This window comes from Prevotella sp. oral taxon 475 (genome assembly GCF_018127805.1).
Taxonomy (GTDB): domain Bacteria; phylum Bacteroidota; class Bacteroidia; order Bacteroidales; family Bacteroidaceae; genus Prevotella.
On sequence record NZ_CP072334.1, the window covers coordinates 924,676 to 944,262 of the forward strand.

A 19,587-nucleotide genomic window follows, 5' to 3' on the forward strand; every position below is an offset into this window, starting at 1 on the left:
AATTCTCAAAAACTCAGATATGACATTTACAAGATTTATAGAACGCCCGGTTCTCTCGACGGTTATCTCCGTGTTTCTCGTCCTACTGGGTCTCATCGGAATTATATCGCTGCCCATTGCGCAGTATCCCGACATCGCTCCGCCCACGATTTCGGTGATTGCCAACTATCAAGGAGCCGATGCACAGACGGTTCTCAACTCTGTGGTGGTGCCTCTTGAAGAGAGCATCAACGGTGTAGAGAATATGACCTATATGGAATCGACTGCCACAAACGATGGAATGGCGATGATTACCGTCTACTTCAAACAAGGCATCGACGCCGATATGGCTGCCGTAAACGTGCAAAACCGTGTGCAACAGGCACAAGCACTGCTACCGGCAGAGGTTACTCAGGTGGGTGTAACTACCCAAAAGCGGCAGACCAGTAATGTGATGATGTATAGTATCACGTCGAAAGACGGGCGATACGACGACAAATTCATCACCAATTACAATGAAATCAACATCGTGCCGGCCATCAAGCGTGTGCAAGGTGTAGGTAATGTGCAGACGTTTAGTTCGAGTACTTACTCTATGCGCATTTGGTTGAAGCCCGATAAGATGAAACAATACGGACTGATTCCCACTGATGTGCTCGCCGCTTTGGCCGAACAGAACATCGAAGCAGCCCCCGGTGCATTCGGAGAGCAGAGCCATGCCGCCTTCGAATACGTGATGCGTTATAAAGGACGCTTAAAAATGCCTACCGAATATGGAAACATTATCATCAGCAACAATACCAATGGGCAGACACTTCATCTGCGCGACGTGGCAAAAATTGAATTAGGCGCATTGGGATATGCCGTAGGACAGAAGAACAACGGCCATGCTTCCGTAATGGGAATGGTGCAGCAGATTGCCGGTTCGAATGCCACAGAGATTGCGCAAGGCGTGAAAAAGGTGTTGGAAGAGCAGCAAAAGACTTTCCCGCCGGGATTGGAATTCAAAGTCAACTACGATGTAACCGAGTTCCTTTTTGCCTCTATCGAAGAAGTGCTTATGACATTGGTCATCACTTTCGTGTTGGTATTCTTCGTGGTTTACATCTTCTTACAGGATTTCCGTTCAACGCTGATACCCTTGATTGCCGTACCCGTGTCGCTCATCGGTACCTTCTTGTTTCTTTGGATGTTCGGTTTCTCCATCAACCTCTTAACGCTTTCGGCGTTGTTGTTGGCCATTGCCATTGTGGTAGACGATGCCATCGTGGTGGTTGAGGCCGTCCACGCCAAGCTGGACCTGGGATATAAGAGTGCGAAATTGGCTTCTATCGACGCGATGAACGAGATTTCGGGAGCCATTATCTCCATTACGCTGGTGATGGCCTGCGTATTCGTTCCCGTATCCTTTATTAGTGGTACCTCAGGAACGTTCTATCGTGAGTTCGGAGTTACCATGGCCGTGTCGATTGTTATCTCTGCCATCAACGCATTGACGCTTTCTCCCGCGTTGTGTGCCATTCTTCTCAAACCGCACAATGCCGATGGACATGGGCAAAAGACAAGTTTTGTAGACCGTTTCCACGTCGGATTCAACACTGCCTTTGAAAAGATACTTACCAAATATCGCAAAGGTGTGGAGAATTTGATCGGCCATCGCATTATCACAGGTGTGATCGTGCTGGTGGGAATCATCGTCTTGGTGTTCTCGATGAGTACCACCAAGACCGGACTCGTGCCCAATGAAGACACCGGAACGCTCTTTGTCACCATCTCGTTGCCGCCGGCTACCAGTCAAGAGAAGACCCAAGAGGTGGCCAGTCAGGTGGATGAGATGCTGGCTAACAACCCGATGATACAGGATCGTGAGCAGATTGTGGGTTATAACTTCATTGCCGGTCAGGGATCCGACCAAGCAACGTTCGTCATTAAGCTCAAACCGTTTGAAGAACGCACAAGTGGCTTCTTCTATAAGCTCTCCGGACTGTGGCAAGGCGACGGCATTATGCGTTTCTTTGTCGATGTTCGCAGTAGTAATATGGTGTTGGGTACCATCTACAAACAGATTTCCAACATCAAGGGAGCACAGATTTTGGCGTTCGGTGCACCGATGATTCCGGGTTACGGACTCACCAATAGCGTGACGTTCACCATGCAAGACAAAACCGGTGGAAGCCTTGACAAGTTCTTCCAGGTGACGAAAGATTATTTGAAAGCTCTGAACGAACGTCCCGAAATACAAAATGCCATGACCACCTACGACCCCAACTACCCACAATACATGGTAGACGTAGATGTGGCCAAGTGCAAACAGAGCGGCATCAGCCCCAAGGTGGTGCTTTCTACGCTGCAAGGTTATTATGGCGGACTTTACGCTTCCAACTTCAATAGTTTTGGTAAGCTCTACCGTGTGATGATACAAGCCGATGCCCAAAGCCGTATGAAGCCCGGCGACCTCACCAATATCTACGTGCGAACGGTTGCGGGTATGGTGCCCATCAACGAATATTGTTCGCTCAAGCGTGTGTATGGTCCGTCGAATGTGCGGCGTTTCAATCTCTTCACCAGTATTAATGTCAACGCCACACCTGCCGATGGATATTCCTCGGGCGAAGTGATCAAAGCCATTGAAGAGGTGGCAGCCCAGACCTTACCCACGGGTTACGGCTACGATTTCTCGGGTCTGACGCGTTCAGAGCATGAGCAAAGCAACACCACGGCTATTATTTTTGCCCTTTGTTTGGTGTTTGTTTACCTCATTCTTTCAGCCCAATACGAGAGTTATCTGCTTCCTTTGTCGGTCATCCTTTCATTGCCGTTCGGTTTGGCCGGAGCTTTCATCTTCACACAGCTCTTCGGACACCAGAACGACATCTACATGCAGATTGCCCTCATCATGCTGATTGGTTTGTTGGCAAAGAACGCTATCCTCATTGTCGAGTTTGCTTTGGAACGCCGACGCACAGGTATGGTTATTAAATACAGTGCCATCCTGGGAGCGGCCTCTCGTCTACGCCCCATCCTGATGACCGGTTTGGCCATGGTGATCGGTCTATTGCCGATGATGTTTGCCAGCGGAGTGGGCAAGAACGGCAACCAAACACTGGGTGCAGCAGCCGTGGGCGGCATGCTCATCGGTATGCTTATTCAGATATTCGTTGTGCCTGCGTTGTTCGTTATCTTCGAATATCTGCAAGAAAAGCTGAAACCCATTGAATTCGGAGACGAAGAAAACCGCGAGGTAGCTTCCGAATTGAAGCAATATGCCCATCAGATGGTAGCTCCAACAAACACTAAAGTAGAGAAGTAAAGTTATGAAACGAAAACATATTCTATTCTTGGCACTTGCAGCAACGGTTCTTACCGGCTGCAAGAGCCTCTATGGCAAATACGAACGCCCCGCTGTCGGCGTCTCGGGAGTGGTTCGCGACCCTATCTCGTCCGTCGATACGCTGGCCGTTAGCGATACGGCGAGCTTTGGAAACCTGCCTTGGCGCAGCGTCTTTACCGATCCGCAGTTACAGACTCTCATTGCAAAAGCACTGGAAAACAATAACGACCTGCTCAACGCCGCCCTTAATATCAAGATGGCCGAGGCACAGTTGAAGGCCGCCAAATGGGCTTTTTTGCCGGGTTTTGCTTTCTCTCCGCAAGGTGTCATCTCGTCTTGGGACGGCAATCCGGCCGTAAAAACCTATTCGTTGCCCGTGCAAGCCAGTTGGACGATCGATCTTTTCGGCACCCTGCTCTCGCAGAAACGCAGTGCGCAGATGGCTTTGATGGCTACGAAAGACTATCAACTCGTCACCAAAACTAAATTGATTTCCAACATTGCCAATCTCTATTACACGCTGTTGATGTTGGACAAGGAGGTAGAATTGGTCAGCGAGATGGAACATCTCTCGAAAGACACCTGGGAACTGATGAAACTTCAGAAAGAATATGGCCATGTTCGCTCTACCGGCGTGCAGAGTGCGGAGGCCAATTACTACTCTGTGCAGGCCCAGAAGACGAACTTGCTGCGACAGATACGCGAGGCAGAGAATACCCTTTCATTACTTCTTGGACAGTCGGCACAGACCATTGCCCGGGGAAAGCTCGACGCTCAGAATCTGCCTTCTCGCTTCTCAACGGGCATCTCTTTGCAGATGCTCAACAACCGACCCGACGTTCATGCGGCCGAAATGAACCTGGCGCAATGTTTCTACAATATAGAGACGGCTCGTAGCAGGTTCTATCCCAGTTTGACGATTAGCGGTTCGGGTGCCTTTACCAACAACAGTGGCATGGGCATTGTCAATCCCGGCAAACTGTTGCTCAATGCAGTGGGCAGCCTAACGCAGCCCATCTTCCAGCGTGGACAGCTCATTGCCGGACTGAAAGTGGCGAAAATTAAATACGAACAAGCCTACAACACCTGGCAACAGGCCCTTCTGAGTGCCGGAAGTGAGGTGAGCAATGCATTGGTACTCTATCATTCGTCGCAGGAAAAGAGCCGCATCGAGGAGAAGCAGATAGCCACCCTTCGGCAGAATGTAGAAGATACGAAACTGCTGTTGGCGCAAAGTCGTAGCACTTACCTTGAGGTCATCACTGCCCAACAGAGCCTTCTCAACGTAGAACTCTCCAAAGTGCAAGACGATTTCTATAAGATGCAAGCCGTGGTCAACCTCTATAGCGCGCTGGGAGGAGGGAGATAAATTTTTGAAATGTTCTTCGTCTCTTTGAATCCATCAGGCGAAGAACACTCAAACCTCTCTCACGCAAAACAAAAAAACAACTTAACAAACCCCAATCCCCCTGATTCAGGGGACAGAAAACTCAGATTATGGCAAACGATATAAGTACAAGAGCCGAGGTCTCGTCCAAAGCGAGAATCGGTGAGAACTGCAAAATATATCCCTTCGCTTACATCGAAGACGATGTTGTCATTGGAGATAACTGCACCATCTATCCCTTTGTGAGTATTCTCAACGGCACACGCCTGGGCAATGACAACCAAGTGTTTCAGGGCTCGGTGTTGGGTGCATTGCCACAAGACTTCAATTTCACGGGCGAAACGTCCGAACTGGTGATCGGCAATGGCAATACCATCCGCGAAAACGTAGTCATCAACCGAGCCACCCATGCCGGATGTCAAACCGTTATCGGCAACAACAATTTCCTGATGGAAGGCACACACATTTCGCACGACACCAAAGTGGGCAACGATTGTGTCTTTGGCTACGGCACGAAGATAGCCGGCGACTGCGAGATAGGCAATGGTGTGATTTTCTCTACCAGCGTTATCGAGAACGCAAAAACCCGTGTGGGCGACCGCGCCATGATTCAAGCCGGTGCCACTTTCTCGAAAGATGTGCCGCCCTATATCATTCTTGGTGGCAAACCGCTCACCTATGGAGGGGTCAACACCGTGATGTTGCGTGCCGATGGCGTAGACGAGAAGCGCATTAAGCACATTGCCAATGCCTATCGATTGATTTTTCATGGTCAAACCAGTGTCTTCGACTCGGTGTTGCAGGTGAAAGAACAAGTGCCTGATGGGCCTGAGATACAGAATCTCATCCGTTTTGTCAATGCAACGGAATTGGGAATAGTCACTAAAATGTAGTTTCATACCTATACATTTTACTGCTGAAGCGGATTCGCCGGGAGACGAATCCGCTTCTTTTTGTCTCTCTTCGTTTTCCACCGCCTCCTTCTTCCTCCTCCATCTCTTAGCTTTCGGACGCCAAAAGCTAAGAGAACGGCGTGCAAAAGCTAAGAAAATGCAGGACGAAAGCTAAGAGATGGATGCCTGCTTTCTAAGTAGTTGAAAAACAGAATCTTATAAGGCTCCTTTCAAAGGCTCGGCAGTGGGCAAATTCTTTCAAGGGAAATCGCATGGCAAAAATAGGCCGATTTCTTTTATCTTCGATTTATTTGCTATCTTTGCAGCATCTTCAGATAAAAAGAATAGAAACTAAATTGATTACACCAGAAATGACTTCTCTTACTTTGGCCATTGTGTTGGTCTTCATCACAGGTTATCTTTGCATTGCACTCGAGAGTCTCACAAAAGTAAACAAAGCCCCGGTGGCCCTCTTGATGTGTGTGGCCTGTTGGACGCTTTTTATGTTCAATCCCGCCGAATTTGTACTTCCTCTCGTGCCACAGCTATCCGGCAACATGGCCGGAATCGTAGCTCATGTAGGCGAAAGCTTGAAAGAACATTTGGGAGAGACGGCAGAAACGCTGTTCTTCCTGATGGGAGCGATGACCATCGTCGAGATTGTAGACAGCAACGGAGGCTTTAATTTTGTGCGCGATGCCATCCGCACGCATAGCAAACGGTCGTTGTTGTGGCGTATTGCCTTCATGACGTTCTTCCTCTCGGCCATCCTCGATAATCTCACCACCAGTATTGTGATGATTATGGTGTTGCGAAAACTGGTGCAGGACAAGCAAGATCGCCTCATCTACGCCTCGCTTGTGATCATTGCAGCCAACTCTGGCGGTGCCTTTTCGCCCATTGGCGACGTTACCACTATTATGCTTTGGATTGCGGGAAGCATCACCACGGGTGGCGTGATTCAAGAGATTTTGATACCGTCGCTGGTATCGATGCTCGTTCCGGCTTTCATTATGCAATATATGTTGAAAGGAAATCTGTCGCAGGTGCAGGAGAAATCGGCCAAAGAAAGTGCACTGGTCTTTACGAATAGGCAGCGCCGCATCATCTTTTTCCTGGGTGTTGGCGGACTGATTTTCGTTCCCATCTTCCGTTATCTCACGTCTTTACCTCCGTATATGGGCATCTTGCTGGCATTGGGCGTTTTGTGGACGGCTACAGAAATCTTCTATCGAGATTCGCATTTGGGCGAAGATTCGATGTCTACACGCGTCATCAATCTACTGCGCAAGATCGATATGGGCACGATTCTCTTCTTCTTGGGCATCTTGATGGCCGTGGGCTGTCTCTCGGAGATAGGCGTGCTCTCGGCCTTGGGTCGTGGACTGGATAGCATGAGCGGTGGAAATCACTATTTGGTAACGGGCGTCATCGGCGTGCTTTCGAGCATTGTAGACAACGTTCCGTTGGTGGCTGCCTGTATGGGCATGTATCCCATCGCCCCAATGGGAGATATGGCTGTAGATGGAATCTTCTGGCAGCTGCTGGCTTACTGTGCCGGTGTGGGCGGTTCGATGCTGATTATCGGTAGTGCAGCCGGTGTCGTGGTGATGGGATTGGAGAAAATCACCTTTGGCTGGTATATGAAGAAAATCACGTGGATTGCTTTTGTGGGCTATGTGGCCGGCATTGCGGTCTATTGGGTAGAGAGAACGTTCCTTTTTTAATGAACTCTTGAGAATGGACAGTCGACGATCAAACGTTTTTTGTGTCGGTTGTCCATTCTTTATGAGTCAACAGACAATTGACAATAGATTATCGATATGGTTTCATGAGCTTCATGATCCATGGCTAATGAGATCTCTTTCAATTGTCAATTAGCTTCATGCTCAATTGTCTATAGTCAATTCTCAATTAACTCCATCTCCAATTGTCAAATCTTCATTTTCAATTAACTCAAGCCCTTCCAGCACAAGCCCGGCAAATAGCAACCCTCATCATGGAGGCAATGAGCGAGGAGTGCTGCCGGTATTTTGCAGGAGAGACACACTCGCTGACCGATTTTCACGAGATGATGACTCGTCTTGTGGCCTGCGAAGACAGTCAGTACAGCTACCGCAACACACTGGTGGCAACGGACGAGAAGGGCAACGTGGTGGGCATCTGTGTGTCTTATGATGGTGCACAGTTGCATTCGCTGCGCAAAACTTTCGTGACGGCCTGTCGGGAACACTTCCATCGTGACTTCAGCGATATGGATGACGAGACCGCTTCAGGCGAACTCTATATCGACAGCTTAGCCGTGTGTGCCCCTCTCAGAGGGAAAGGCATTGCCCAGGCTTTGCTCAATGCCACGATAGAGAAGGGACGAGAGCTGGGTTTGCCTGCTGTGGGACTGCTCGTAGACACGGGCAACCCGCTGGCCGAACGGCTTTACCGACGTGTAGGTTTTCGGTATGTTGACAATAACGTATGGGGCGGACATTCCATGCGTCACTTGCAATATGTGTTGAGATAGTGTCGAACAGGCTCCTTAACCCTTGGTCGCAGAGCGGAAAGCGCGATATATCCCCTAATATTCTGTAAATCTTGGTGCAGGCCGATAGGCCTCCATGATTTAATTCGTATTTTTGCAAGGATGAAAATATTCACAGGAATACAGATAAAAGAACTCGATCAATATACGATAGAGCACGAGCCGGTGGCTTCCATCGACCTGATGGAACGGGCGGCAAGGGCTATCACACGCGCCATCTGCGAACGATGGACCAATCGCACGCCCTTTATCGTCTTTGCCGGACCGGGTAACAACGGCGGAGATGCACTGGCCGTGGCACGGCTCTTAGCAGAAGAGGGCTATCGGGTGGAGGCTTTTCTCTTCAACGTAAGTGGCAGTCTGTCTGATGATTGCTCCAAGAACCGACAACGACTCGTAGAGAGTAAACGACTGAAGGGCTTTACCGAGGTGACAATCGACTTCGACCCACCGCAACTCACAGCAGAAACGGTGGTGGTAGATGGGCTTTTCGGGTCGGGACTGAACAAGCCGTTGGCAGGCGGATTTGCCTCGTTGGTGAAGTATATCAATCAGTCGGCGGCCAAGGTGGTGAGCATCGACGTACCTTCAGGTCTGATGACCGAAGACAATACCCATAATGTGAGTGCTAATATCGTGCGTGCCGATCTCACGCTCACTCTCCAGCAAAAGAAGCTCTCGATGCTTTTTGCCGACATGCAACCCTACATCGGCTGTCTCCGCGTTCTCGACATACGACTCAGTTCAGACTATATCAACCGCACAGAAGCCACTTTCCAGATGCTGGAAGAGGTTGACGTGCGGGCACGGATGCTCTCCCGTAGCGATTTCGTACACAAGGGATTGATGGGCCATGCACTGATGGTGGCCGGCAGTTACGGTATGGCCGGTGCTGCTATTCTGGCCACACGAGCCTGTCTGCGTTCAGGAGTTGGAAAGGTGACGGTGTGCACGCCACGACGCAACTGCGACATCCTGCAAACCAGTGTGCCCGAAGCCGTGTTGCAACCAGGGCATGAGGAGATGTTCTTTGCCGACCCTGTCGATACCGAAGCCTACGATGCAATGGGTATAGGTCCCGGTCTCGGTCAGCGAGAAGAAACAGCGATTGCGCTCATCTCGCAAATTCGGCGCACGCAATGCCCGATGGTGCTCGATGCCGATGCCTTAAATATCCTTTCTTCGCATCGCGCCTGGATGCAGCAACTGCCCCAAAACTTAGTCATGACACCTCATGCAGGCGAACTGGATAGGCTTATCAATCACGCAGGCGATAGCGATTATAATCGATTGATGAAAACGCGCGAATTGTCAGCACATCTACAGGCTTATATTCTCTTGAAAGGACACCACTCGGCTCTCTGCCTACCCAGCGGGAAGGTTTGGTTCAACTCCACGGGAAACGCCGGAATGGCCACCGCAGGCAGCGGAGATGTGCTCACAGGCATCATCACGGCACTGCTGGCAAGGGGATATACACCCGAGAATGCTTGCATCGTGGGGATGTATCTGCACGGATTGGCCGGCGACTTGGCAGAGAAGACGCTCGGACGAGAAAGTATCGTTGCCGGAGACCTGATTGCCCATCTGCCGAAAGCTTTCCTCTATCTCAATAGTTAAGACACCGACGCAAAACAGCAAATAAGAGAAACTTATGAAAAAACAACTTGCAGCTCTATTGGCGTGGCTTTGTTCGGGCGCGTCTATCTGCGCACAAACCAACGCTCCCACAGAGGGAGTACCCTATTTTCTGCCCAAGACGGCCATCAGGGTGGCTGTTCTCGTAGAGAAAACGGTCTATACGCCTGGCGAATTAGCCCGGTATGGCGAGAAGTATATGAAGCTGTTCAATATTGAGATGGAACCAAAGACAACGTATCGCGTCGTTGGATTACGCTTCTCTTCTTACGGTATACCCGATTCTACCAAGTATTACGTGGCCGCGATGGACAAGAAACACAGCATCGTCGACGTGCAGAGAGCTGATAACGGAGTGCTGCTCGCCATCAATGCCAAACCTTCCAAGGTGCAACAACCGGCATCTTTCACACCGGCACGCCGTCTGCCGCTGTTGGATCCTAAGGATTTTATGAATCAGGACATCTTGGCGGCGGGCAGTTCGGCAAAGATGGCCGAGCTGATAGCCAAAGATCTCTACGACATTCGCGACAGTCGCAATCAACTCTCACGAGGTCAGGCGGAGACGATGCCCAAGGACGGCGAGCAGTTGCGCCTAATGCTGGCCAGCTTAGACCAGCAGGAGAAAGCTCTGATGCAAGTGTTCGAAGGGACAACGGTGCGCGACACCACTGAAACCGTTTTTCATTTCGTGCCCACGAAAGAAGTAAAGCGCGAGGTGCTCTTCCGTTTTTCCAAGCACTACGGCCTCACCGACAAAGACGATTTAGGCGGTGCACCTTATTATATCAGTGTAGAAGACCAGCGTATCATGCCCACCCTCACAACGACCGTTGAACGAGGAAAGACGAAAGACAACCCCGGCGTATATGTCAACCTGCCAGGTAAGGTGAAACTGCTGCTCTACCAGGACACGCAATTACGTCTCTCGCAAGAGCTTTATATGGCACAGTTCGGTAAAACAGAACCCTTGGGTGGCGAACTGTTTAGCAAAAAAATGCTCACCCGTATGGTTCTCAATCCCGTAACAGGCAATTTGGAAAGCATTCTCACGGAGACGCTGAAGTAAAGTCTCGTCTATATGGAAGAGAATTCCGTGCGATGGCTCCTCCCTCTTATCAATCAAGTCTTCCAATAACAATATTCATCATGATGATCAAGAAATCGATTCTCGCTCTATGGGCCACATCCGCCCTTCTCGTTTTGGCCTCCTGTGCAAAGAAAGCACAGCCGAACGCAACACAACCGCAAGCCGCTGAACAACCGACCGACACGCTTGGCGCAGACAGTCAGGCAGCCAACTCAACTCCTTATCCCGACCTTGAGATGCCGGGCATCAACGGACAGATGGTGCGTCTCTCCGACATTGTCTCGCGCAACAAACTCACCTTAGTGGATTTTTGGGCATCGTGGTGCGGCCCTTGTCGGGCAGAGATGCCTCATGTCGTGCAGGCCTACAAAGATTTTCATGCCAAGGGACTTGAGATTGTAGGCGTGTCGTTAGACCAACGCAAGGCCGACTGGACCGCAGCGGTGGAAGAACTGCACATGGCTTGGCCGCAGATGAGCGACCTGAAGGGCTGGAACAGTAAGGCTGTAGCCCTCTATGGCATTCAGGGTATTCCTTTCTCGGTACTGATTAACCAACAGGGTGAAATCGTAGGACAAGATCTTCGCGGCGATGCATTGCACCAACGATTGGGCGAACTACTAAAGTAAACACCGCGGGAGATCATCTCCCGCATGTGCGGAGATCACCTCCCATCAACACGGAGGTCATCTCCCGTAGGCCAAGAGGTCACCTCTTCACATTCGAGAGGTGGCCTCTTGGCATTTATCCAGAGCCGAACTAAAAATGCTAAACAGGCGAGAATAAAGGAGAGAGAGCAGAGAAAGTGTTCCGAAAGAGGAAACTCTCGGTAGAAAATAAGCGAGAAACTTCTCCGTTTCGGTATACTTTCTGACCGGTTTCGCTTGGAAATATGTTCGCTTCTGTTTGATAGTCTCGGAATTAGTTCGTAGTTTTGCAATCACAAATAGTATATTCTAACGAGATGAAAGATTTAAATACTTATTCTTACGACGAAGCATTCGAGGCTTCGCTCGAATATTTCGCCGGCGACGAACTGGCCGCACGAGTATGGGTAAACAAGTATGCGATGAAAGACAGCTTTGGGAAAATTTATGAAAAGTCGCCCGAAGAGATGCACCATCGTATTGCAAACGAGATTGCAAGGATAGAGAAAAAATACGAGAATCCGCTTTCCGAGCAGCAGATTTTCGACCTTTTAGACCATTTTCGCTATATTGTTCCGGCTGGGAGTCCCATGACGGGCATAGGCAACAACTATCAGGTGGCATCGTTGAGCAACTGTTTCGTGATCGGATTGGAGGGCGATGCCGACTCGTATGGTGCCATCATGCGTATCGATGAAGAGCAAGTGCAGCTCATGAAACGTCGAGGTGGCGTGGGACACGACCTCTCTCACATCCGGCCGAAAGGCTCTCCGGTGAACAACTCGGCTCTAACGTCTACCGGCTTGGTACCTTTCATGGAGCGTTACAGCAACTCCACACGCGAGGTGGCTCAAGACGGACGTCGCGGAGCGCTGATGTTGTCGGTGAGCATCAAGCATCCCGATAGCGAGGCCTTTATCGATGCGAAGATGACTGAAGGGAAAGTGACAGGTGCCAACGTGTCGGTGAAGATCGACGATGCCTTTATGCAGGCCGCCATCGACAACCAACCCTATGTGCAACAGTTTCCTATCGACAGCGATTCGCCCGAGGTGAAGAAAGAAATTTCGGCCAAAACACTTTGGGAAAAGATTGTACATAATGCTTGGAAGAGTGCAGAACCTGGCGTGCTGTTTTGGGATACGATCGAGCGAGAGAGCATTCCCGACTGCTATGCAGACTTAGGTTTCCGCACGGTGAGCACCAATCCCTGCGGCGAAATCCCACTCTGTCCCTATGATAGCTGCCGCTTGCTGAGCATCAATCTCTTTAGTTATGTGGAGAAACCTTTTACGCGGGAGGCATTTTTCGACTACGACAAGTTTGCCAAGCACGTGGCTGTGGCGCAAAGGATCATGGATGACATTGTAGATCTTGAGTTAGAGAAGATCGAAATGATCATGTCGAAAATCAATCACGACCCCCAGAGCAGCGAAGTGAAAGGAGCTGAGCATCATCTTTGGGAGAAGATTAAGCGAAAGAGTAGCATGGGACGTCGGACGGGCGTAGGAATCACGGCTGAAGGAGACATGATTGCAGCGATGGGCTTGCGGTATGGCACGCAAGAGGCTACCGATCTGAGTGTGAAGGTACATAAAACGCTGGCCCTGGCAGCCTATCGCAGTTCGGTGCAGATGGCAAAAGAACGTGGAGCCTTTGAAATTTTCGATGCCCGGCGTGAGGAAAAGAATCCCTTTATTCTTCGATTGAAGGATGCTGATGCTACCTTATATAATGACATGGTGAAGTATGGGCGTCGCAACATTGCCTGTCTCACCATCGCTCCGACGGGCACAACCAGCCTGATGACGCAGACTACGAGCGGCATCGAACCCGTTTTCATGCCTGTTTACAAGCGGCGTCGCAAGGTGAACCCCAACGATACCGACGTGCATGTAGACTTTGTCGACGAGGTGGGCGACAGCTTCGAAGAATATATCGTTTACCACAAGAAATTTATGGACTGGATGAACGTTAACGGTTTTGATACCCGTAAGCGTTACACGCAGGACGAAATCGATGCCATTGTGGCAAAGTCTCCTTATTATAAAGCTACGGCCAATGATGTAGACTGGCTGATGAAGGTGAAGATGCAGGGAGAAATTCAGAAGTGGGTAGACCATTCGATCAGTGTGACCGTCAACCTTCCGAACGATGTAGACGAAGCCTTGGTGAACCGTCTCTATGTAGAGGCCTGGCGTTCGGGTTGCAAAGGCTGTACGATTTATCGGGATGGAAGTCGTTCGGGCGTGATGATTTCGGTGTCGAAGAAAGACAAGAAGAAGGAGGAAAAGAAAGAAGAACTCCTCGCGCCCTGCAAACAACCCGAGGTGACAGAGGTTCGTCCGAAGGAATTGGCTTGTGATGTGGTGCGCTTTCAAAACAATAAAGAGAAGTGGGTGGCCTTTGTCGGACTGCTCAACGGTTATCCCTACGAAATCTTTACAGGGCTGCAAGATGACGAAGAGGGTATCGTTCTGCCCAAAACGGTCACCAAAGGAAAAATCATTAAGAACGTAGGCGTGGATGGACGTAGTCGTTACGACTTCCAGTTTGAAAACAAACGCGGCTACAAAACAACGGTAGAAGGCTTGAGCGAGAAGTTTAATCCCGAGTATTGGAACTATGCCAAGCTCATCTCTGGTGTGCTTCGCTATCGCATGCCGATAGATCATGTCATCAAATTGGTGGGTTCGCTGCAACTGAAAAGCGAGAGCATCAACACCTGGAAGATAGGCGTTGAGCGCGCTTTGAAGAAGTATATCGTAGATGGAACCGAGGCAGCAGGGGTGGAATGCCCGTCTTGTGGACAAGAAACGCTCGTCTATCAAGAGGGCTGCCTTATCTGTAAGAACTGCGGAGCTTCGCGTTGCGGATAAGATAGAAACGAAAAGGCGGGAAAACGATAGGTCGTAGAGAAAGCGCATACAGCCCAACGGCCTGTCGTCTTCCTGCCTTTTTCTTCTTCTTGTCTCTCTTTTCTTCCACTTGTAAACATCGTTTCGGACAAGACGATTCTTTTTCCGAAACCACCTTTTCAATCTTCTGGAAATCAATGGCTTAGAGAATACATTTTCATCTCTTAGCTTTTGGCGTGTAAAAGTTAAGAAAACGCCCTGCAAAAGCTAAGAAAATGACGTGCAAAAGCTAAGATATTGCAAGGCCAGTATCCTATCACGTTTGATGGTTTGTTCAATGATCATCATTCTTACAGTTTGAATCCACCCCTTGTTTCATCCTTTTATACTAACAAAATGATTGGTTTTATTTCTCTTTGCAACCTCCGTTTTCATGCCTTTCACGGCGTTCTTCTACAAGAACGCAGAGTGGGAAACGACTATCGAGTGAGTCTTCGCATCGCCTATCCCATTGAACGGGCGATGCAGAGCGACCGAGTGGAAGACACATTGAGTTATGCCGACGTATACGAAGAGGTGAAAGGGGTGATGAAAACACCGTCGCAGTTGCTCGAAAATGTGGCCTATCGCATAGGACGGCAGCTTTTCAAGGCCTTCCCCGACATAGAATCGCTCGAGATAAAGGTGACGAAAATCAATCCGCCGATGGCTACCGACGGTGGAGAAGCAGCGGTGGAGTTACAATTAATAAATGATAAAACGCGATAAAGCGTGCAGGTTTTCGGCCTATTTCCGTATTTTTGCACTATTATTCAGTGGTATATGGGTAAAAAGTCGGTTGTCTTTTTCCTTTTCTTCATGCTCTTTTCGTTTGCCGCCAATGCTGCAAACCGGAAATTTACGCTGGTAATCGACCCCGGACATGGCGGGAAAGATGCGGGAGCCTTGGGGGCTTTCTCGAAAGAAAAAGACATCAATCTTACTGTGGCTTTGGCCTTCGGACGATACGTGGAGCAGAATTGTCCCGACGTGCGGGTGATCTATACACGCAAGACCGATGTCTTTATCCCGCTGAAAGAAAGGGCCGATATGGCCAATAAAAATAAGGCCGACCTCTTTGTCTCGGTCCATACGAACGCTCTGCCGGGAGGAAAATTGGCTTATGGCATGGAGACTTATACCCTGGGAATGCACCGAGCAGCCGACAATCTGGACGTGGCGAAACGTGAAAACTCGGTCATTCTTGTTGAGAAAGACTACAAACAGAGTTACCAGGGATTTAATCCTAATTCGTCGGAAAGCTATATCATGTTCGAATTCATGCAGGATAAGAACATGGCCAATAGTGTAGACATGGCCAAGATGGTGCAACGCGAAACTTGTGCGGCTGCCAATCGTCCCGATAAAGGCGTGCATCAGGCTGGATTTTTGGTGCTGCGCGAGACGTCGATGCCCGGCTGTCTCATCGAGTTGGGCTTTATCACAACGGCTGAAGAAGAACGGCTACTCAACGACAGCGGGCGAATCGACAACATTGCGATGGGCATTTACAGAGCGTTCGAAGGGTATAAAAACAAATATTACAATCACGTTGTTGTACCCTACAAGGCTGCTGCCACGTCGGGGAAAAAGATTCAGGATATAGTTCCCGATAGTTACAAACATGAAGAGACGACTAAAAAGACGCCCGTCCGCACGCCAGCGGCCACTCAGACAACTGCTCCTGCAGCCAAATCTACGGTCAAAACGGAACCCGTGGCAGAGGTGGCGCAACCCGAATCGGCGGCAACTGCTTCTGTAACGGTGGTTCAGGATGCGGGAAAATCTGCTGAGGCTTCGGGCAAAACAACTGGTTTGCCCATCTTCAAGGTGCAGATTCTGGCCAGTGCAAAGGTGATTCGGGCAGGCAGTCCGCAGTTGAAGGGGCTCAAAGAGGTGGACTTCTTCAACGAGGGAAACATGGTGAAATACACCTATGGGGCATCGACGAATTATAACGAAATCAACAAACTGCGCCGGGAAATTGCCGACCGATTTCCCGATGCTTTTGTCGTCGCTTTTAAAGACGGCGTGCGCATGGACATCAACAAAGCCATCAGAGAGTTTACAGTGAATAAAATAAAGAAATAAAGCAAAGCATGAAGGTTTTTACAAAGGAAGTAAAGATAGCCCTTGTGGCGATAATGGGGGTTATTATACTGTTTTTCGGTATGAATTTTTTGAAGGGACTCACGTTGTTTTCAAACGATACGGGCTATCAAGTAGCTTTTAAGGACGTGAGCGGACTGTCTCATGCCACGCCCATCTATGCTAATGGATATCCTGTGGGCGTGGTGACCGGCATCGATTATAACTATACACAAGACCGCGATATCTTAGTGTCTATCGACTTAGACAAGAACATGCGCGTGCCCGAAGGTAGCTCGGCAGAGATCGTGAGCGACTTGATGGGGAACGTAAAGATGAACCTAGTGCTGGGAAAAAATACGGGAAAGTTTGTGCAGCCGGGAGGAGTGATTCCGGGAAATGCCAACTCGGGCATGCTAGGAAAGGTGGGCGCGATGGTACCTTCGGTAGAAAAGATATTGCCCAAGCTTGACTCTATCCTGGCCAGTATCAATGGGATATTGGCCAATCCGTCGATCAATCGGTCGTTGGACAATGTGCAATATATCACGTCGACTCTGCGGACATCGGCCCGCGAACTCAATTCGCTCATGGCACAGTTGAATCATGGTGTGCCGACGATGATGGGAAAGGCGAACCGAGTGCTGGATAACACGTCGGTGTTGACGGCAAACTTGGCCGCAATCGACATCGCCGGGACGATGGCGCAGGTGAATCGGACGCTGGAGAATGTGCAATCGGTAACCGAGAAACTCAATAGCAACGATGGTTCTTTGGGCCTGCTTATGCGCGATCCTGGTCTTTACAACAATCTCAACGCCACCTTGATGAGTGCCGACTCGCTGTTGGTCAACGTTCGACAGCATCCCAAGCGTTATGTTCACTTCTCGCTTTTCGGCCGAAAGGAGAAGAAGTAGACCTAAAACTGGCCGATAGCGAATCGGTGGAAAAAGAAATCCGCTGCTTGAAGGGAGATAAGAACCTTCAAGCAGCGGATTTTCTTTATGTTCAGAGTGGGATGACGGTGTGGGGAAGTTGCCCAACTATTTCTGCGTAGCTCAGAACTCGATGCGCCGACTGCCGTCTTCTTCTTTGCGGATGCTCACCTTGATGGCATCGGAAGGGAGGATTTCCTCGATGAGTTCGGGCCACTCCAGGAAGCAAAGCGAGCCGCTGTAGAAATAATCTTCGTAGCCCATGTCGTAGACTTCTTCAAGGCGTTTGATGCGATAGAAGTCGAAGTGGAAGATAGGGGCAGTGTCTTGTGCGGTGTGATATTCGTTGACGATGGCGAAAGTGGGCGAGGTGATGATGTCTTCTACGCCGAGTTCTTGGCAAAGGGCTTTGATAAAGGTGGTTTTCCCGGAACCCATTTCGCCGTAAAAGGCGAACACTTTGCCCGCTCCTTTGTGGGCAACGAACTGCCGGGCGGCGTCTTTGATGTCTGCGAGGGAATGAATGATGATTTGCATGATGGATAAATGATAAAAGAAAATAGATAATGGGGGATGAGCAAGAGAAGCGTTTTTACTTTCGAGGATGGAGCGCGACGAGGGGCACGAGCATTTCTTCCATACTGATGCCTCCGTGTTGGAAGGTGTCTTTGTAGTAGGAGACGTAATAGTTGTAATTGTTGGGATAGGCAAAGAAGTTGCTGCCGGTGGCAAAGACGTAAGAGGTGCTGATGTTGGGCGCGGGCAATTGCACGCGGCGAGGGTCTTTGACGGTGAAGATTTCTTTGGAATTGCAATTGAGATTGCGCCCGAGTTTGTAGCGCAGATTGGTGTTGGTATTGCGGTCGCCTACGATTTTGATGGGTTTGTTGCAGCGAATGGAACCGTGGTCGGTGGTGAGCAGAACGGTGTAGGAGCTTTGCGAAAGTCGGCGGAAGAGTTGTGCCAGAGCCGAATGACGGAACCAACTGAGCGTGATGGAGCGATAGGCAGATTCGTCGGCGGCGAGTTCGCGCACCATCCGCGACTCGGTGCGAGCGTGCGAGAGCATGTCGATGAAGTTGAAGACGACGACGTTGAGCGGATTCTCGCTGAGTTGGTCGAATCGTTCGAGGAGTCGCTCGGCATCGACGGTGTTGTTTACCTTGGTATAACTAAAGTCGTCGTGTCGTCGATAGCGTGCAATCTGAGTCCCGATGAGTTCTTCTTCGTTGAGGTTTTTGCCCTCGTCTTCGTCCTCATCCACCCATAAGAGGGGGAACATCTTGGCTATCTGCTCGGGCATGAGTCCGGAGAAGATGGCATTGCGGGCATATTGCGTGGCGGTGGGTAGGATAGCGGTGTAGAGTTGCTCGTCGATGTCGAAGAGTTCGCCGATTTCGCTCTCGAGCATTTTCCACTGGTCGTAGCGGAAATTGTCGAGCACGACGAGGAAGATGTTCTCGCCACGGTCGATTCGTGGGAAGATCTGCGTTTTGAAAAGGTCGGGGCTCATCACGGGACGGTTCGTCGCGCCCGATTTTTGGGGCGAGGTCCAAGTCTCGTAGTTCTGCTTGACGAACTTGGCAAAGGCATTGTTGGCTTCTTCTTTCTGGACTGAAAGGATGTCGGCCATGTTGCTGCCGGCTCCGGCAAGTTCGAGTTCCCAGTGCACCAATCGGCGATACAGGCGGTACCAATCCTCCATCGTTCGGCTTTCTTCCGTCTGCCGGGCGATGTCTTGAAAGCTTTGTTGATAGCTGGTTTGTGCCACTTCGGCTATGATTTCGCGACGATGGATGTTTTTTTTGAGGGTGAGCAGAATCTGACTCGGGTTGACGGGCTTGATGAGGTAATCAGCTATTTTCGAGCCGATGGCCTGCTCCATGATGTTTTCTTCCTCGCTTTTGGTGCACATCACCACGGGTGTGGTGGGTTGGATTTCTTTGATGCGCTGGAGGGTTTCCAGGCCTGAGAGGCCGGGCATCATCTCGTCGAGCAGGATGAGGTCGAAGGTGCGTTGCTGGCATAGTTCGATGGCATCAGCACCGTTATTGACGGTGACGAGTTGATAGCCTTTTTTTTCGAGAAAGAGAATGTGGGCTGTGAGGAGTTCCATCTCGTCGTCGACCCAGAGCAGAAGTCCGTTGTTCATCGTTTGTATCTCTT

14 protein-coding genes are annotated in these 19,587 nt (G+C 50.0%); 12 read left to right on the plus strand and 2 right to left on the minus strand.

Annotation, left to right across the window (positions count from 1 at the left end):
* Positions 1–19 precede the first annotated feature (19 nt).
* The 12 genes from J5A66_RS03560 (at position 20) to J5A66_RS03615 (ending at position 17,403) form a co-directional block, all read left to right on the plus strand.
* Complete coding sequence (locus J5A66_RS03560) at positions 20–3,289, plus strand: efflux RND transporter permease subunit (RefSeq protein ID WP_211791079.1); 3,270 nt, start codon at positions 20–22, stop codon at positions 3,287–3,289.
* 4 nt (positions 3,290–3,293) lie between these two features.
* Positions 3,294–4,679 (plus strand): TolC family protein, encoded by a 1,386-nt coding sequence (locus tag J5A66_RS03565; RefSeq protein WP_211791080.1) that lies wholly within the window; start codon positions 3,294–3,296, stop codon positions 4,677–4,679.
* Positions 4,680–4,807: 128 nt separating this feature from the next.
* Positions 4,808–5,590, plus strand: coding sequence for an acyl-ACP--UDP-N-acetylglucosamine O-acyltransferase (gene lpxA, locus J5A66_RS03570; RefSeq protein ID WP_211791081.1), 783 nt, complete (start codon positions 4,808–4,810; stop codon positions 5,588–5,590).
* 371 nt (positions 5,591–5,961) lie between these two features.
* Positions 5,962–7,317 carry a sodium:proton antiporter NhaD gene (gene nhaD / locus J5A66_RS03575; RefSeq protein ID WP_211791082.1) on the plus strand — a complete coding sequence of 452 codons (1,356 nt, stop codon included), beginning with the start codon at positions 5,962–5,964 and terminating at the stop codon, positions 7,315–7,317.
* Between the two features lie 272 nt (positions 7,318–7,589).
* Complete coding sequence (locus J5A66_RS03580) at positions 7,590–8,108, plus strand: GNAT family N-acetyltransferase (protein ID WP_211791083.1); 519 nt, start codon at positions 7,590–7,592, stop codon at positions 8,106–8,108.
* A gap of 120 nt (positions 8,109–8,228) precedes the next feature.
* On the plus strand, positions 8,229–9,746 hold the full coding sequence (locus J5A66_RS03585) for an NAD(P)H-hydrate dehydratase (protein WP_211791085.1): 1,518 nt from the start codon (positions 8,229–8,231) through the stop codon (positions 9,744–9,746).
* 34 nt (positions 9,747–9,780) lie between these two features.
* Complete coding sequence (locus tag J5A66_RS03590; RefSeq protein WP_211791086.1) at positions 9,781–10,833, plus strand: DUF4831 family protein; 1,053 nt, start codon at positions 9,781–9,783, stop codon at positions 10,831–10,833.
* Between the two features lie 80 nt (positions 10,834–10,913).
* Positions 10,914–11,483 carry a TlpA disulfide reductase family protein gene (locus J5A66_RS03595; RefSeq protein ID WP_211791087.1) on the plus strand — a complete coding sequence of 190 codons (570 nt, stop codon included), beginning with the start codon at positions 10,914–10,916 and terminating at the stop codon, positions 11,481–11,483.
* 335 nt (positions 11,484–11,818) lie between these two features.
* Positions 11,819–14,380 (plus strand): adenosylcobalamin-dependent ribonucleoside-diphosphate reductase, encoded by a 2,562-nt coding sequence (locus J5A66_RS03600; RefSeq protein WP_211791088.1) that lies wholly within the window; start codon positions 11,819–11,821, stop codon positions 14,378–14,380.
* A 375-nt stretch (positions 14,381–14,755) separates the two neighbouring features.
* Entirely contained in the window at positions 14,756–15,127 is a 372-nt protein-coding gene (gene folB / locus J5A66_RS03605; RefSeq protein ID WP_211791089.1) for a dihydroneopterin aldolase, read from the plus strand.
* Between the two features lie 54 nt (positions 15,128–15,181).
* Entirely contained in the window at positions 15,182–16,489 is a 1,308-nt protein-coding gene (locus tag J5A66_RS03610; protein WP_211791090.1) for an N-acetylmuramoyl-L-alanine amidase, read from the plus strand.
* 8 nt (positions 16,490–16,497) lie between these two features.
* Positions 16,498–17,403, plus strand: a complete 906-nt coding sequence (locus J5A66_RS03615) for an MlaD family protein (RefSeq protein WP_211791091.1) — start codon at positions 16,498–16,500, stop codon at positions 17,401–17,403.
* A gap of 141 nt (positions 17,404–17,544) precedes the next feature.
* Here J5A66_RS03615 and tsaE read toward each other — a convergent pair whose 3' ends face one another.
* Both tsaE and J5A66_RS03625 read right to left on the minus strand, forming a co-directional pair.
* Positions 17,545–17,958, minus strand: coding sequence for a tRNA (adenosine(37)-N6)-threonylcarbamoyltransferase complex ATPase subunit type 1 TsaE (tsaE, locus tag J5A66_RS03620; protein ID WP_211791093.1), 414 nt, complete (start codon positions 17,956–17,958; stop codon positions 17,545–17,547).
* Between the two features lie 55 nt (positions 17,959–18,013).
* Entirely contained in the window at positions 18,014–19,573 is a 1,560-nt protein-coding gene (locus tag J5A66_RS03625) for a bifunctional response regulator/alkaline phosphatase family protein (RefSeq protein WP_211791095.1), read from the minus strand.
* Positions 19,574–19,587 lie beyond the last annotated feature (14 nt).

What these genes read in the sequence shown, in the direction of transcription:
- J5A66_RS03595 (WP_211791087.1), top strand. Translation starts at nt 10,914, where the DNA reads ATGATGATCAAGAAATCGATTCTCGCTCTATGGGCCACATCCGCCCTT.
- J5A66_RS03585 (WP_211791085.1), top strand. Translation starts at nt 8,229, where the DNA reads ATGAAAATATTCACAGGAATACAGATAAAAGAACTCGATCAATATACG.
- nhaD (WP_211791082.1), top strand. Translation starts at nt 5,962, where the DNA reads ATGACTTCTCTTACTTTGGCCATTGTGTTGGTCTTCATCACAGGTTAT.
- J5A66_RS03625 (WP_211791095.1), bottom strand. Translation starts at nt 19,573, where the DNA reads ATGAACAACGGACTTCTGCTCTGGGTCGACGACGAGATGGAACTCCTC.
- J5A66_RS03600 (WP_211791088.1), top strand. Translation starts at nt 11,819, where the DNA reads ATGAAAGATTTAAATACTTATTCTTACGACGAAGCATTCGAGGCTTCG.
- J5A66_RS03590 (WP_211791086.1), top strand. Translation starts at nt 9,781, where the DNA reads ATGAAAAAACAACTTGCAGCTCTATTGGCGTGGCTTTGTTCGGGCGCG.
- folB (WP_211791089.1), top strand. Translation starts at nt 14,756, where the DNA reads ATGATTGGTTTTATTTCTCTTTGCAACCTCCGTTTTCATGCCTTTCAC.
- J5A66_RS03580 (WP_211791083.1), top strand. Translation starts at nt 7,590, where the DNA reads ATGGAGGCAATGAGCGAGGAGTGCTGCCGGTATTTTGCAGGAGAGACA.
- J5A66_RS03565 (WP_211791080.1), top strand. Translation starts at nt 3,294, where the DNA reads ATGAAACGAAAACATATTCTATTCTTGGCACTTGCAGCAACGGTTCTT.
- J5A66_RS03560 (WP_211791079.1), top strand. Translation starts at nt 20, where the DNA reads ATGACATTTACAAGATTTATAGAACGCCCGGTTCTCTCGACGGTTATC.
- J5A66_RS03610 (WP_211791090.1), top strand. Translation starts at nt 15,182, where the DNA reads ATGGGTAAAAAGTCGGTTGTCTTTTTCCTTTTCTTCATGCTCTTTTCG.
- J5A66_RS03615 (WP_211791091.1), top strand. Translation starts at nt 16,498, where the DNA reads ATGAAGGTTTTTACAAAGGAAGTAAAGATAGCCCTTGTGGCGATAATG.
- lpxA (WP_211791081.1), top strand. Translation starts at nt 4,808, where the DNA reads ATGGCAAACGATATAAGTACAAGAGCCGAGGTCTCGTCCAAAGCGAGA.
- tsaE (WP_211791093.1), bottom strand. Translation starts at nt 17,958, where the DNA reads ATGCAAATCATCATTCATTCCCTCGCAGACATCAAAGACGCCGCCCGG.